Annotated in this window: 11 protein-coding genes and 1 riboswitch; of the genes, 8 read left to right on the top strand and 3 right to left on the bottom strand. The window is 73.9% G+C overall.

Going from position 1 to position 13,739, the window contains the following annotated elements:
- Window positions 1-256: 256 nt before the first annotated feature.
- Both JS521_RS27065 and JS521_RS27060 read right to left on the bottom strand, forming a co-directional pair.
- Window positions 257-1,384, bottom strand: coding sequence for an alpha/beta hydrolase family protein (locus JS521_RS27065; protein WP_205085584.1), 1,128 nt, complete (start codon window positions 1,382-1,384; stop codon window positions 257-259).
- An 83-nt stretch (window positions 1,385-1,467) separates the two neighbouring features.
- Window positions 1,468-2,127 (bottom strand): class II aldolase/adducin family protein, encoded by a 660-nt coding sequence (locus JS521_RS27060; RefSeq protein WP_205085583.1) that lies wholly within the window; start codon window positions 2,125-2,127, stop codon window positions 1,468-1,470.
- Between the two features lie 277 nt (window positions 2,128-2,404).
- On the opposite strand from JS521_RS27060, the gene JS521_RS27055 reads away from it, so the two are divergent.
- The 7 genes from JS521_RS27055 (at window position 2,405) to JS521_RS27025 (ending at window position 11,059) form a co-directional block, all read left to right on the top strand.
- A complete protein-coding gene (locus tag JS521_RS27055) occupies window positions 2,405-3,670 on the top strand; it encodes an inorganic phosphate transporter (RefSeq protein WP_205085582.1) in 1,266 nt (421 codons plus the stop codon).
- Window positions 3,671-3,682: 12 nt separating this feature from the next.
- Window positions 3,683-3,913 carry a hypothetical protein gene (locus tag JS521_RS27050; protein WP_205085581.1) on the top strand — a complete coding sequence of 77 codons (231 nt, stop codon included), beginning with the start codon at window positions 3,683-3,685 and terminating at the stop codon, window positions 3,911-3,913.
- Window positions 3,914-4,075: 162 nt separating this feature from the next.
- A riboswitch (cobalamin riboswitch) is annotated at window positions 4,076-4,205 on the top strand.
- Between the two features lie 138 nt (window positions 4,206-4,343).
- Window positions 4,344-5,324: a cobalamin biosynthesis protein gene (locus JS521_RS27045; protein ID WP_205085580.1), complete on the top strand. Its 981-nt coding sequence runs from the start codon at window positions 4,344-4,346 to the stop codon at window positions 5,322-5,324.
- The gene (locus JS521_RS27040) at window positions 5,321-7,039 is read left to right on the top strand and encodes a cobyric acid synthase (protein WP_239487882.1); all 1,719 of its coding nucleotides are present in this window, start codon (window positions 5,321-5,323) and stop codon (window positions 7,037-7,039) included. The genes JS521_RS27045 and JS521_RS27040 overlap by 4 nt, the downstream gene beginning before the upstream one ends.
- The gene (locus JS521_RS27035; protein WP_205085579.1) at window positions 7,036-9,084 is read left to right on the top strand and encodes a putative cobaltochelatase; all 2,049 of its coding nucleotides are present in this window, start codon (window positions 7,036-7,038) and stop codon (window positions 9,082-9,084) included. Before JS521_RS27040 ends, JS521_RS27035 begins: the two co-directional genes overlap by 4 nt.
- Window positions 9,084-9,683: a cob(I)yrinic acid a,c-diamide adenosyltransferase gene (gene cobO, locus JS521_RS27030; RefSeq protein WP_032784388.1), complete on the top strand. Its 600-nt coding sequence runs from the start codon at window positions 9,084-9,086 to the stop codon at window positions 9,681-9,683. Before JS521_RS27035 ends, cobO begins: the two co-directional genes overlap by 1 nt.
- Window positions 9,677-11,059, top strand: a complete 1,383-nt coding sequence (locus JS521_RS27025; RefSeq protein ID WP_205085578.1) for a cobyrinic acid a,c-diamide synthase CobB — start codon at window positions 9,677-9,679, stop codon at window positions 11,057-11,059. The genes cobO and JS521_RS27025 overlap by 7 nt, the downstream gene beginning before the upstream one ends.
- Before the next feature lie 47 nt (window positions 11,060-11,106).
- Here the strand turns inward: JS521_RS27025 and JS521_RS27020 are convergent, their stop codons facing one another.
- Window positions 11,107-11,829, bottom strand: coding sequence for a ZIP family metal transporter (locus tag JS521_RS27020; protein ID WP_205085577.1), 723 nt, complete (start codon window positions 11,827-11,829; stop codon window positions 11,107-11,109).
- A 178-nt stretch (window positions 11,830-12,007) separates the two neighbouring features.
- Here JS521_RS27020 and cobC point away from each other — a divergent pair, with 178 nt between their 5' ends.
- Window positions 12,008-13,621, top strand: coding sequence for an Rv2231c family histidinol phosphate aminotransferase CobC (cobC, locus tag JS521_RS27015; protein WP_205085576.1), 1,614 nt, complete (start codon window positions 12,008-12,010; stop codon window positions 13,619-13,621).
- Window positions 13,622-13,739: the final 118 nt, after the last annotated feature.

Raw genomic sequence — 13,739 nt, 5'->3', positions numbered from 1 at the left:
GGCCAGGGCGGTGCTCGCCGACGCCGTACGCATCGCCCACTGGGGAGCCGGCCTGGTGCGCCGGGTGGTCACGGCCTTGCGGGCGGTGGCAAGGGGTCGCGGGCGGACAAGTCGCAGCCTGGAGTCGCGCGGGGTACGGGACGTCACGGGAGCAGTCTTGCTCCTGACGGCCCGAAAGCCCAAACGGAAGCCGTTTCACCGGTACGTGAAAGGTTCCCCCGATGCGGCGGCAAGGGGGAGAGTTCACCCCATCGGCTCACATCAGGGGCGTGAGGAAGCGTCGCAGGGTCTCCTCGTAGCGGGCCGGGTCGGCGTTCCACATCGCCGCATGCGGAGCCTCGGCCACGGCGTGCAGGCTGACCAGATCCGAGCGGCGGGCGGCGAGCTCGCGGGAGGAGGCCCAGGGGGCGGTCGTGTCGTCGGGGCCGTGCAGGATCAGCGTCGGAGTCCGCAGGGAGGCGGGCAGCGAGGTCTCCAGCACCGGGGCGGGGCTCATTCCGGTACGGCCCTGGGCGGCGCGGACGGCGAGCGGCAGCAGCGCGGCCGGGACGCCCCGGGCGGCGGCCAGGGCGCGCAGGGTGACGGGCCAGTCCAGCACCGGGGAGTCCAGGACGATGCCGCTGATCCGGTCCCGCAGCGGAGATTCGACCGCGGCGTACAGGGCCATGGTGGCGCCGGTGGACCAGCCGTGGACGATCACGTTCCGGGCGCCGTAGCGCAGGGCGTAGCGGAGGGCGGCGTCGACGTCGCGCCACTCGGAGGCGCCGAGGTGGCCGAGGCCGTCGGCGGGGCGGCCGCCTCCGGGGTCGCCCCGGTAGGCGAGGTCGAGCACCGGGAAGCGCTGCGCGTTCAGGAACCCCATCAGGTTCATGGGGTGGGCCCGGGTGGTGCCGAGGCCGTGCACGGTGATGATCCAGGTGTCGCGTGCGCCGGGGACGTACCAGGCGGGCAGGGGGCCGAGCTCGCCGGGGATCTCGACCTCCTGGTGGCCGAGGCCGAGGTCGCTGCCGGGGTCGCCGCCGTACAGGGCGGGGGTGAGGCGCACTTTCGTGCCCGGTTCGAGGATGCCCTCGCTGACGCTCTCCAGCCTGCGGACGACGGTGTCGGCGCCCTGGGAGGCCCCTTCGACGACGGGCCCGACGACCGCGTGGACCCCGGGTCCGGCGATGCCCCAGGTGCCGGGCCGGAGCGCGGAGAAGGAGCGGGTCAGGGTCACCTGCCCGGCCGCGGTGGCATGAACGGTGAGTCTGCGGTCGGCGGGGAGGGGACGTCCGGGCGTCGCCCTGAGGGCGACGTCGCTGGCGTACCGGCCGGCCGCGACCGCTGCCGCGCCGACGCCGAGGATCGTGGTGACGGCCGTTGCCGTCGCGGTTACCGGGCGCACCGCTTCAGTGTCGTGGCGCGGGCGGCGGGGGGCCAGTGGGCGGGGCCGTCCGGGGCAGGTCCGGCTCCGGAGGGAAGCGTCGCTCAGCCGCGCTGGCCGTACCCCTTGAGCGCCTCGGTCACCTCGGCCAGCTGGGCCGTGGTGAGCAGGGCCGGGGTGCGACCGGGCACCGAGCTCGCGGTGAGCCAGAGGTGGCACAGCCACTCCAGTTGGGCGGTGCGGTCGTAGGCCTGGTCGAGGGTGTCGCCGTAGGTGACGGTGCCGTGGTTGGCGAGCAGGCAGCCGGTGCGGTCCCGGAGGGCTTCGAGCATGGCGTCGGCCAGCTCCGGAGTGCCGTAGCGGGCGTAGGCGGCGGTGCGGACGGGGCCGCCGAGGATGGCCGCCGCGTAGTGGACGAGCGGGACCTCGGCCAGGAGGGTGGACACGGCGGTGGCGTGCACGGCGTGGGTGTGGACCACGGCGGCGGCGTCGGTGGAGCGGTAGACCGCCAGGTGGAGGGGGAGTTCGCTGGTCGGCCCGAGGTCCCCGAGGACCTGGTGTCCGTCCAGGTCGACGCCGACCGCGTCGTCGGGGCCGAGCCGGTCGTAGGGCACCCCGCTGGGCGTCACCAGGACGAGGTCGCCGACGCGGGCGGAGACGTTGCCGGAGGTGCCGACGACGAGGCCGTCCGCCGCGCTCCGTCGGGCCGTGTCGACGACGCCCTGCCAGGCCTGGCGCACGGATTCCGGCTGCTGCTCGCTCATGGGGCGAGCGTAGGGGGGAAGGCGCGCAACCGGAACGTCACGTGGGGAGTGACAGGGATCTCTTCCGGGCGCCGAACGGCCGTTCAAAATGTTCGCCAAAGGGCGGCAAAGAGCAGTCCACGCCGTGCCCCACTGACCTCGCACTACCCCACCCGCACACAAGCGGAAGCAGCCCACTCCGCTTGGGGTCACCACAGCGCCCTGCCCAGTTCATCTTCCGTTCACCCAGGTTGCCTACGGTCCACGAGCCACTGACGTCGAACGATTGCCTGGGTAAATGGAACACATCACGCTGCTGCTTGCGATTGTGGTCGTAACAGCTCTCGTGTTCGATTTCACGAACGGTTTCCACGACACCGCCAACGCGATGGCGACCACCATCTCGACCGGCGCGATGAAGCCCAAGACAGCGGTGGCCATGTCCGCCGTTCTCAACCTGATCGGCGCGTTCCTGTCGGTGGAGGTCGCCAAGACGATCTCCGGCGGGATCGTCAACGAAGACGGCATCAGAACAGAAGTCATCTTCGCGGCGCTCGTCGGCGCCATCCTGTGGAATCTCCTGACCTGGCTGCTGGGGCTGCCTTCCAGCTCCTCCCACGCCCTGTTCGGCGGTCTGATCGGCGCCGCGGTCATGTCGGCCGGCTGGTCCTCGATCAACGGCGGCACCGTCGTCACCAAGGTGCTGCTCCCCGCCATCGCCGCCCCGCTGGTCGCCGGTATCGCCGCGATGCTGGCCACCCGGCTGACGTACCGGATCAACCGGAACGTCACCGACCCGAACCAGCTGAAGTCGACCGCCAAGGGCTACCGGGCCGGACAGATCGCCTCCGCCGGTCTCGTCTCGCTCGCCCACGGCACCAACGACGCCCAGAAGACGATGGGCATCATCACCCTCGCCCTGGTCACCAGCGGTGTCCTGGCCCCCGGCTCCAACCCGCCCATGTGGGTCATCGTCTCCGCCGGTGTCGCCATCGCGCTCGGCACCTACCTCGGTGGCTGGCGCATCATCCGCACCATGGGCAAGGGCCTGACCGACCTCCAGCCGCCGCAGGGCTTCGCCGCCCAGACCAGTGCGGCGACCGTCATCCTGGCCTCCTCGCACCTCGGCTTCTCGCTCTCCACCACGCAGTCCTGCTCCGGCGCCGTGATGGGCTCGGGCCTCGGCCGCAAGGGAGGCGTGGTCCGCTGGTCCACCGCCACCCGGATGTTCGTCGCCTGGGGTCTGACCCTGCCGGCCGCGGGTCTGGTCGGCGCGGGCGCCGAGTTCCTGACCAAGCAGGGCCCCTGGGGCATCGCCGTCACGGCGGTCATCCTGGTGGGCGGCTCGTTCGCGATCTGGGTGGCCTCGCGCCGCCAGCCCGTCGACCACACCAACGTCAACGACACGGACGGCGACGAGCCCCAGGGCGTCGTCACCACGGCCATGGCCGCGGTCCAGCCGCCGCCCATCGGAGGCCCGGCCTCCGAGCCCGAGCTCATCTCCAGCATCCCGGCCCCGGCCTCGGCGCCCGACGACCCGGCCCGGCCGCCGGCCAAGGTGTAAGGAAAGATCCGCATGAAAATCGACTGGGCAGCTCTCGCCTCCGTCTTCGGTGTCAGCCTCGTGGTCACCGTCGCGCTGGTCGGCCTCTTCACCGTGGGCATCGTCGCCCTCTCCAAGCAGTCCGCCACGGCCGGGGGCAGCGCCTCCGGCGGGTCGGTCGCGCTGGCGCGCACCGGCGCGTACGCCTGCTTCGCGCTGTGCGTGGCGGCGGTCTCGTACGGGATCTATCTGATCGTCGCCTGACGCCGCACCCCCGCGTTCCTCGCACTCCATTCGGGCCGGACACACCCTCGTGTGTCCGGCCCGATGTGCGTCCGCCCACAGTGGAGCCTCGCAGGTCAACAGCGAGTTGACGGCTGTTCTCGGGGCGTGGTGGACTGCCGGAGCCATTTACGGCGACAGCAGAGGAAGCCGGTGCGAATCCGGCGCGGTCCCGCCACTGTCACCGGGGAGCACTCCCCCACACCGGACGTCACGGCTCGCGGTACGCGGGCTGGAAGGCCGGGGGAACTGCGGATCCGGGAGCCAGGAGACTCTCGTCGCCGGTCACGTCGAACCAGGGCGCGGACCCTGAGTGAGGACCTACGCCATGCCCGGCCGCCGTGCGCCCATCCCTGCGCCGCTTCCTGTGCCCCTCCGTGCCGGAACGCCTCTCTCCGCGACGGGCTGAGCCGTGCGTGCCGATCGCATCTTCGCGTACGGCGCCACGGCGGGGATGGTCGCCGACGCACTGCTCGGCGATCCCCGGCGGGGCCATCCCGTCGCCGGATTCGGCCGCGCCGCGGCGCGCGTCGAGTCCCTGTTGTGGCGTGACGACCGTGGCCGGGGCGCGCTGCACACCCTCGTCTGCGCCGGAGGCGCCGTGGGGGCCGCCGCGCTGACCGCCCGTGCCGTACGGGACCGCCCCGCGCTCGCCGTCGCCCTGACCGCCGCCACCGCCTGGTCCGTCGTCGGCGGTACGTCGCTGGGGCGGGAGGCCCGTGCCATCGGGGGCGCGCTGGCCGCCGGGGACCTGGAGGTGGCCCGGGAGCGGCTGCCGCATCTGTGCGGGCGTGATCCGCACTCCCTGGACGGGCCGGGGATCGCCCGCGCGGTCGCCGAGTCGGTCGCCGAGAACACCTCGGACGCCGTCGTCGGCGCGCTGGTGTGGGGGGCGATCGGCGGGGTGCCGGGGTTGGTCGGCTTCCGGGCGGTGAACACGCTGGACGCGATGGTCGGCCACAAGTCGCCCCGCCACCGCCGCTACGGCTGGGCCTCGGCCCGCCTGGACGACGTGGCGGGGTGGCCGGGCGCCCGGCTGACGGCCGCGCTGGCCGTGGTGGGCGGCGGGCGGCCCTCGGAGGCCGTACGCGCCTGGAAGGCGGACGCTCACCGCCACCCGAGCCCGAACGCGGGGCCCGTGGAGGCCGCGTTCGCGGGGGCGCTCGGCGTACGGCTGGGCGGCACGCTCGCGTACGCGGGGCGCGTCGAGCACCGGCCGGTGCTGAACGGGGCGGCCGGGCGGGACGTCCGGGGCGCGGACATCGAGCGTGCGGTGCGGTTGTCGCGCCGGGTGAGTGCGCTGGCCCTGGGGGTGTGTGTGGCGGGCCGGCTGGTCGCCGGGCGCGTGGTCGCGGGGCGGTCGTCGACAGGACAGAGGCGGGGTCGGGCATGAGCGGTGGGCTGCTGGTCGCGGGGACCACATCGGACGCGGGCAAGAGCGTCGTCACGGCGGGCATCTGCCGCTGGCTGGTGCGCCGGGGCGTGAAGGTCGCGCCGTTCAAGGCGCAGAACATGTCGCTGAACTCCTTCGTGACCCGCGAGGGCGCGGAGATCGGGCGGGCCCAGGCGATGCAGGCGCAGGCCGCCCGGGTGGAGCCGACGGCGCTGATGAACCCGGTGCTGCTGAAGCCCGGCAGCGACCGGTCCAGCCAGGTCGTCCTGATGGGGAAACCGGTCGGTGAGATGAGCGCCCGGGGGTACCACGGGGGCCGGCAGGAGGCGCTGCTCGGCACGGTGACCGACTGCCTGGAGGAGCTGCGGTCGACCTACGACGCGGTGATCTGCGAGGGGGCCGGGTCGCCGGCCGAGATCAACCTCCGGCGCACCGACATCGTGAACATGGGGATCGCGCGGGCCGCCCGCTTCCCCGTGCTGGTAGTCGGGGACATCGACCGGGGCGGGGTCTTCGCCTCGTTCTTCGGGACGACGGCGCTGCTGAGCGCGGAGGACCAGTCGCTGGTCGCGGGTTATCTGGTGAACAAGTTCCGGGGTGACGTCTCGTTGCTGGAGCCGGGGCTCGACATGCTGTACGGGCTGACCGGGCGGCGTACGTACGGGGTGCTCCCGTACGCCCACGGGCTCGGCATCGACGAGGAGGACGGCCTGCGGGTGTCCCTGCGGGGTGCGGTGCGGGAGTCGGTCGTGGCGCCGCCCCACGGGGAGGACGTGCTGCGGGTCGCGGTCTGCGCGGTGCCGCTGATGTCCAACTTCACTGACGTGGACGCGCTGGCCGCCGAACCGGGCGTCGTCGTGCGGTTCGTGGACCGGGCGGAGGAGCTGGCCGACGCGGACCTGGTGATCGTGCCGGGGACGCGCGGCACGGTGAAGGCGTTGGCCTGGCTGCGTGAGCGAGGTCTCGCGGACGCGCTGGTGCGGCGGGCGGCGGAGGACCGGCCGGTGCTGGGGATCTGCGGCGGGTTCCAGGTGCTCGGTGAGCGGATCGAGGACGAGGTGGAGTCGCGGGCGGGGGTCGTGGACGGGCTGGGGGTCCTTCCCGTACGGATTCGCTTCGACCGGGACAAGACGCTGGCGCGGCCGGTCGGTTCGGCGCTGGGCGAGCCCGTGGAGGGGTACGAGATCCACCACGGGGTGGCCGACGTACGGGGCGGGGAGCCGTTCCTGGACGGGTGCCGGGTGGGGGCGGTGTGGGGGACGCACTGGCACGGGTCGCTGGAGAGCGATGCGTTCCGGCGGCGGTTCCTGGTGGAGGTGGCCCGGGCCGCGGGGCGACGGTTCGTTCCCGCGCCGGACACGAGTTTCGGGGTGCTGCGGGAGGAGCAGCTGGATCGGCTGGGGGATCTGGTGGAGGAGCACGCGGACACGGATGCGTTGTGGCGGTTGATCGAGGGGGGCGCGCCGGCGGGGTTGCCGTTTGTGCCGCCGGGGGCACCTTCGGTGCCGGGTGACGTGGGTGCGGGTGCTCCGGAGAGCCGGGGCGCTGCCCCGGACCCCGCTCCTCAATCGCCGGAGGGGCTTGAAATTGCCGGGTCCGCTGGGTCAAGGGGCCAGGGGCTTGAGGATGCCGCGCCCGCGGAAGCCACGCCCCAGGAGCTTGATGTAACCGGTCACGTAGAAGCTGAACAGCATGTCGACCAGGAGGCCTTGTGAGTACGCCGTATCCCTTCACCGCGATCGTCGGGCAGGACGACCTGCGGCTCGGGCTCTTGCTGAACGCCGTCAGTCCGGCCGTCGGCGGGGTGCTCGTGCGGGGCGAGAAGGGGACCGCCAAGTCCACCGCCGTGCGGGCGCTCGCCGCGCTGATGCCCGAGGTCTCCGTCGTGCCCGGGTGCCGGTTCTCCTGTGATCCCGTCTCGCCCGATCCGGCGTGTCCTGATGGGCCGCACGCGGAGGCCGCCGGTGTGTCGCGTCCGGCGCGGACCGTGGAGCTGCCTGTCGGAGCGTCCGAGGACCGGCTCGTGGGGGCGCTGGACATCGAGCGGGCGCTCTCTGAGGGCGTGAAGGCGTTCGAGCCGGGGCTGCTGGCCGACGCGCATCGCGGGATCCTGTACGTCGACGAGGTCAACCTCCTCCACGACCACCTGGTGGACCTGCTGCTGGACGCGGCGGCCATGGGGGCTTCGTACGTCGAGCGCGAAGGCGTCTCCGTACGGCACGCGGCACGGTTCCTGCTGGTCGGGACGATGAACCCGGAAGAGGGCGAGCTGCGGCCGCAGTTGCTGGACCGGTTCGGGCTGACCGTCGAGGTGGCCGCGTCCCGGGACACCGACGAGCGGGTGGAGGTCGTGCGGCGCCGGCTCGCCTACGACGACGATCCCGAGGGGTTCGCCGCGCGCTGGGCCGAGGAGGAGAGCGCCCTGCGGGAGCGGATCGCCGGTGCGCGTGCCCTGCTGCCGCGTGTCGTGCTCGGCGACGGCGTGTTGCGGCAGATCGCCGCCACCTGCGCCGCGTTCGAGGTCGACGGGATGCGGGCCGACATCGTGATGGCCCGTACCGCCACCGCGCTCGCCGCCTGGGCGGGGCGCGAGGAGGTCACCGCCGACGACGTACGGCAGGCGGCCCTGCTGGCGCTCCCCCACCGGCGTCGCCGCAACCCGTTCGACGCGCCCGGCCTGGACGAGGACAAGCTCGACCAGACCCTGGACGAGGCCGGTCCGCAGGACGGCAACGACGACGATGACCAGCCCGACCCCGATCCCGACCCGGACGGTGGCGGGAACGATGACGGCGGCGGTGGCGGCGGGGGTGTGCCTCCGCAGGCCGACGGCGACCGTACGCCGCCGCAAGGCGAAGGGGGCGACACGCCGTCGCAGGCTCCTGAGGGCAGCCCCGACGCGCCCGGCCGGCCCACCGGGGCCGAGCAGCAGCCCGTGGCGTCCGCCGAGCCGTTCCGGACGAAGATGCTCAGCGTTCCGGGGCTCGGCGAGGGTGCTGCGGGGCGGCGCTCCCGGGCCCGTACAGCGCATGGTCGGACCACAGGAGCGGTCCGGCCGCAGGGCGCGCTGACCAAGCTGCACCTGGCCGCGACCGTGCAGGCCGCCGCCCCGCACCAGCGTGCGCGCGGGCGCTCCGGGCGCGGGCTCGTGGTGCGCCGGGACGATCTGCGGCAGGCGACCCGCGAGGGGCGGGAGGGCAACCTCGTGCTGTTCGTCGTGGACGCGTCCGGGTCGATGGCGGCCCGGCAGCGGATGAGCGCGGTCAAGGGGGCCGTGCTGTCACTGCTGCTGGACGCCTACCAGCGGCGGGACAAGGTCGGTCTGGTCACCTTCCGGGGCAAGGAGGCCGAGGTGGCGCTGCCGCCGACCTCGTCCGTGGACGCGGCCGCCGCCCGGCTGGAGTCGCTGCCGACCGGGGGGCGCACTCCGCTCGCCGCCGGGCTGCTCAAGGCCCATGACGTGCTGCGGGTGGAGCGGCTGCGCGATCCGTCGCGGCGGCCGCTGCTCGTCGTGGTCACGGACGGACGGGCGACCGGCGGTCCGGAGCCCGTGGCGCTCGCGGGGCGGGCCGGGCGGCTGCACCGCTCGGAGGGGACGGCCTCGGTCGTCGTGGACTGCGAGTCGGGGTACGTACGCCTCGGTCTCGCCGGGGAGTTGGCCCGGGAGCTGGGAGGCACCGCCGTCACGCTCGACGAGCTGCGGGCCGACTCGATCGCCGGGCTCGTCAAGGACGTCACCGCAGCCGGGAGGGCCGCTTAATGCCGCAGGGACAGCCGACCACCGTGCCGGACGACGGGCTCACCACCCGTCAGCGGCGCAACCGACCGCTCCTGTTCGTCCACACGGGCATAGGCAAGGGCAAGTCGACGGCGGCGTTCGGGCTCGCGCTGCGGGCCTGGAACCAGGGGTGGCCGATCGGGGTGTTCCAGTTCGTGAAGTCGGCGAAGTGGAAGGTCGGCGAGGAGAACGCGCTGAAGGTGCTGGGCGCGAGCGGCGAGGGCGGCACCGTCGACTGGCACAAGATGGGCGAGGGCTGGTCCTGGGTCCAGCGCGACGGCCAGCTCGACAACGAGGAGAAGGCCCGCGAGGGCTGGGAGCAGGTCAAGCGGGACCTGGCGGCGGAGACGTACAAGCTGTACGTGCTCGACGAGTTCGCCTATCCGCTGCACTGGGGCTGGATCGACACGGACGAGGTCGTCGAGGTCATGCGGAACCGGCCCGGCACCCAGCATGTGGTGATCACCGGCCGCAACGCGCCCGACAAGCTCATCGAGGCCGCCGACCTGGTGACCGACATGTCGAAGGTCAAGCACCCGATGGACGCGGGGCAGAAGGGCCAGAGGGGCATCGAGTGGTGAGTGTGCCCCGTCTGGTCATCGCCGCTCCGGCTTCCAACAGCGGCAAGACCACCGTCGCCACCGGTCTGATGGCCGCCTTCGCCGCGCGCGGTCTTGCCGTCTCGCCGCACAAGGTGGGCCCGGACTACATCGATCCGGGCTACCACTCCCTGGCGACGGGCCGTCCCGGCCGGAATCTCGACGCGTACATGTGCGGGACGGATCTCGTCGCCCCGCTGTTCGCGCACGGATCGGCGGGGTGCGACCTCGCCGTGGTCGAGGGCGTGATGGGGCTGTACGACGGCGCCTCGGGGCAGGGTGAGCTGGCGTCCACCGCGCAGGTGGCCAAGCTGCTCAGGGCTCCCGTGGTGCTGGTGGTGGACGCCTCCTCGCAGTCCCGGTCGGTGGCGGCCCTGGTGCACGGGTTCGCCTCCTGGGATCCCCGGGTCCGGATCGGCGGGGTGATCCTGAACAAGGTGGCCTCCGACCGGCACGAGGCGCTGTTGCGGGACGCGTTGGACGAGTCGGGCTTGCCGGTGCTCGGGGTGATCCGGCGGGCGCCGCAGGTCGCGACGCCCTCGCGGCACCTGGGGCTGGTTCCGGTGGCCGAGCGGCAGAGCGATGCGGTGGAGGCCGTACGGGCCATGGGCGAGCGGGTGCGCGCGGGGTGCGACCTGGACGCGCTGCTGGCGCTGGCGCGGACGGCCCCCGCGCTGACGGACGAGCCGTGGGAGCCCGCGTACGCCTCCGGGCCCGGCGCCGAGAAGCACGTCGTCGCCTCCGGTCAAGGCCCCCGGCCCGTCGTCGCCGTGGCCGGCGGGGCGGCGTTCACCTTCGCGTACGCGGAGCACGCCGAGCTGCTGACTGCGGCCGGTGCGGAGGTCGTGACGTTCGACCCGCTGCGGGACGAGAAGCTGCCGACGGGAACGGCGGGGCTCGTGATCGGCGGCGGGTTCCCGGAGGTGTACGCCCCCGAGCTGTCGGCCAACGAGCCGTTGCGGCGGGCGGTCACGGAGCTGGCCCTGAGCGGTGCGCCGGTGGCCGCCGAGTGCGCGGGGCTGCTGTATCTGGCGCGGGAGCTGGACGGGAAGCCGATGTGCGGGGTGCTGGACGCCGAGGCCCGGATGTCGGAGCGGCTCACGCTCGGCTACCGGCAGGCGGTGGCGGTCTCGGACAGTCCGCTGGCGGCGGCGGGCACCCGGATGCGGGGGCACGAGTTCCACCGCACGGTGCTGGAGCCGGGGGCGGGGACCACGCCGGCCTGGGGCATGCACCAGCCGGAGCGGCGGGTCGAGGGGTACGTCCAGCGCGGCGTCCACGCGAGCTATCTGCACACCCACTGGGCCGCGTCCCCCGAGGTGGCCCGGCGGTTCGTCGAGCACTGCCGGGCGCGGTGAGCGACCCGCGCGTGTGCCTCGCCGACGTGTGCGGGCGTACGCGTGGCTCACTCCGCGATGCCGACGACCAGCCAGATGAAGCCCACGCCCCCGATGGTGCAGAGAAGGGTGGAGCGGGCGGGATGGGTGTGGTGCGCCTCGGGAAGGATCTCCGCAGCGGCCAGGTAGAGCAGCGCTCCGCCGAAGAAGCCGAGATAGCCGCCGAGCAGTTCCTCCGGAAGGGTGAACAGCAGCGTCGTCGCCGCGCCCACGACGGGTGCCACGGCGGCCGCGAACAGCATCAGGAGCGCCTTGCGGCGGGCGTTCCCGTACAGACTGGTGAGGGTGTACGTGTTGAATCCGTCGGCGAAGTCATGACTGATCACCGCCAGCGCGACGGCCACGCCCATGGAGCCGCTGACCTGGAAGGCGGCACCGAGCGCGATGCCGTCCATCAGGCTGTGGCCGACCATCGCGGCGGCCGCCGTCAGCCCCACCTGCGGCACGCGTTCGCCGCTCGCCCCGTGTGCCACCTGGCGTACGGAGAGCAGCCGCTCGACCAGATGGGCCACCAGGAAGCCGCCCACGAAGAGCAGCAGGGCGGCGGGCACGCCGAACACCGGGGCGCCCGCGGCCTCGATGGCCTCCGGCAGGAGGTCGAGCCCGACCACGCCGAGCATCAGCCCGCCCGCGAGGCCGAGCACCAGATGACGGCGGTCGGTGACGCGTTGGGCGACCCAGCCGCCGGCCAGGGTCATCAGGAACGCGCCGAGCGCGACGAACACCGCCATGGGGCCTTGCTAGCCGATCGGGCCCCCTCTCCGCATCTGAGGGTGTCCTTACCGGCGGCGTTCCCGCCGCCCTTCCCCTCGCCCGGGTCCGCGCTTCGTATACGGAGCGGTCCCGTCCCCTTCCCCGTGCCACCGACGTACCACCGAGACGTATGAACTGAAAGGCAGGACTCCGCCGATGACCGGAGCATCCGTCGGCCCCGGACCGGAGTCCGGCGCCCGCAGTCTGGTGGTGGGGGTCGGCGCGCGCCGGGGGGCCTCGGGCGATGTGGTGTTCGCCCTGATCGAGGCGGTGTTGAGCGGGGCGGGGCTGGACCCGGCGGACGTGGTGGAGGTGGCCACGGTCGACGCCAAGGCGGACGAGCCGGGGATCGTGGGGGCGGCGGCCCGGCCCGGGGTGCCGGTGCGGACCCACCCGGCCGGGGCGCTGGCCGCGGTGCGGGTGCCGCACCCCTCGGGGGAGGTGGGCGCGGCGGTGGGTACGGCGTCGGTCGCGGAGGCGGCGGCGCTGATCGAGGCGGACGAGCTGGTGGTGCCGAAGACCCGCGCCCCGGGCGGGAGGACGGCGGGGAAGGGGGTGGCGACCTGTGCGGTGGCCCGCCGGTTCCCGGCCGTCGACGGGACTTTCGATGTTTCCGGGAGGAAAACTTCCACCTCACCGGTGACGGCAGGCTCCCGCCCGTTCACCATGGCTGCCATGACTCCCCCCACGCATCCCCCCATGCGGGACATCGAGAGCGCCGGGCCGGACCTGCGGCACCACGGCGACGCGGAGGTGCGCGGCGAGAATCTGACCGATCTCGCCGTGAACGTCCGCACCCACACCCCTCCCCCGTGGCTGCGCGAGCGGATAGCCGCCTCGCTCACCTCGCTGGCCGCCTACCCGGACGGGTCCTCCGCCCGCGCCGCGGTCGCCGGCCGGCACGGGCTGCCGGAGGAGCGGGTGCTGCTGACGGCAGGCGCGGCCGAGGCGTTCGTCCTGGTCGCCCGGGCGCTCCCGGCCCGCTGCCCGGTCGTGGTGCACCCGCAGTTCACGGAGCCGGAGGCGGCGCTGCGGGCGGCCGGGCACGGAGTGGGGCGGGTGCTGCTGCGGGAGGAGGACGGCTTCCGGCTCGATCCGGCGGCGGTGCCCGAGGAGGCGGACCTCGTGGTGATCGGCAATCCGACGAACCCGACGTCCGTGCTGCATCCGGCGGCCCTGCTGGAGAAGCTGGCGCGGCCCGGGCGGACGCTGGTGGTCGACGAGGCGTTCATGGACGTCGTGCCGGGCGAGCGCGAGGCGTTGTGCGACCGGACGGACGTCCCGGGGCTCGTGGTGCTGCGCAGCCTCACCAAGACGTGGGGGCTCGCCGGGCTGCGGATCGGTTACGTCCTGGCCGAGCCGGAGACGGTGGCGCTGCTCGCCGGGGCGCAGCCGCTGTGGCCGGTGTCCACCCCGGCACTGGCGGCGGCGGAGGCGTGCATGGAGCCGCGGGCGCTGGTGGAGGCGGCGGAGGCGGCGGACCGGATCACGGTGGACCGGGCCCATCTGCTCGCCGGTCTTGCCGAGTTCAGCGAGGTGGAGGCGGTGGAGGCGGCCCGGGGGCCGTTCGTGCTGGTGCGTCTTGAGCGGGCGGCGGAGGTGCGGGAGCGGCTGCGGCTGCTGGGGTTCGCGGCCCGGCGCGGCGATACGTTCCCGGGGCTCGGGCCGCAGTGGCTGCGGCTCGCGGTCCGCGACCGGGCCACGACCAACCGTTTCCTCCAGGCCCTGGACCAGGCCGTGCAGGCGCTGCCCGCGAGATCGGGGCGCTGAGGAGCCCCGCATGTGACGGGGGGGGGGGGGGGGGGGGGGGGCCCCCCCCCCCCCCCGGGGGGTTACGGCGCGGGCCGCCGGGGGCCCCCGGGCCCCCCCCCCCGGGGCCCCCCCCCGG

The organism is Streptomyces durocortorensis, assembly GCF_016901035.1.
In the GTDB taxonomy this organism is placed as follows: domain Bacteria; phylum Actinomycetota; class Actinomycetes; order Streptomycetales; family Streptomycetaceae; genus Streptomyces; species Streptomyces durocortorensis.
This window is presented reverse-complemented; position numbering and strand designations above follow the sequence as displayed.

Excerpts from the sequence above, each read along its gene's own strand:
- JS521_RS27060 (WP_205085583.1), bottom strand. The coding sequence starts at position 2,127 with ATGAGCGAGCAGCAGCCGGAATCCGTGCGCCAGGCCTGGCAGGGCGTC.
- JS521_RS27055 (WP_205085582.1), top strand. The coding sequence starts at position 2,405 with ATGGAACACATCACGCTGCTGCTTGCGATTGTGGTCGTAACAGCTCTC.
- JS521_RS27050 (WP_205085581.1), top strand. The coding sequence starts at position 3,683 with ATGAAAATCGACTGGGCAGCTCTCGCCTCCGTCTTCGGTGTCAGCCTC.
- JS521_RS27040 (WP_239487882.1), top strand. The coding sequence starts at position 5,321 with ATGAGCGGTGGGCTGCTGGTCGCGGGGACCACATCGGACGCGGGCAAG.
- cobO (WP_032784388.1), top strand. The coding sequence starts at position 9,084 with ATGCCGCAGGGACAGCCGACCACCGTGCCGGACGACGGGCTCACCACC.
- JS521_RS27020 (WP_205085577.1), bottom strand. The coding sequence starts at position 11,829 with ATGGCGGTGTTCGTCGCGCTCGGCGCGTTCCTGATGACCCTGGCCGGC.
- cobC (WP_205085576.1), top strand. The coding sequence starts at position 12,008 with ATGACCGGAGCATCCGTCGGCCCCGGACCGGAGTCCGGCGCCCGCAGT.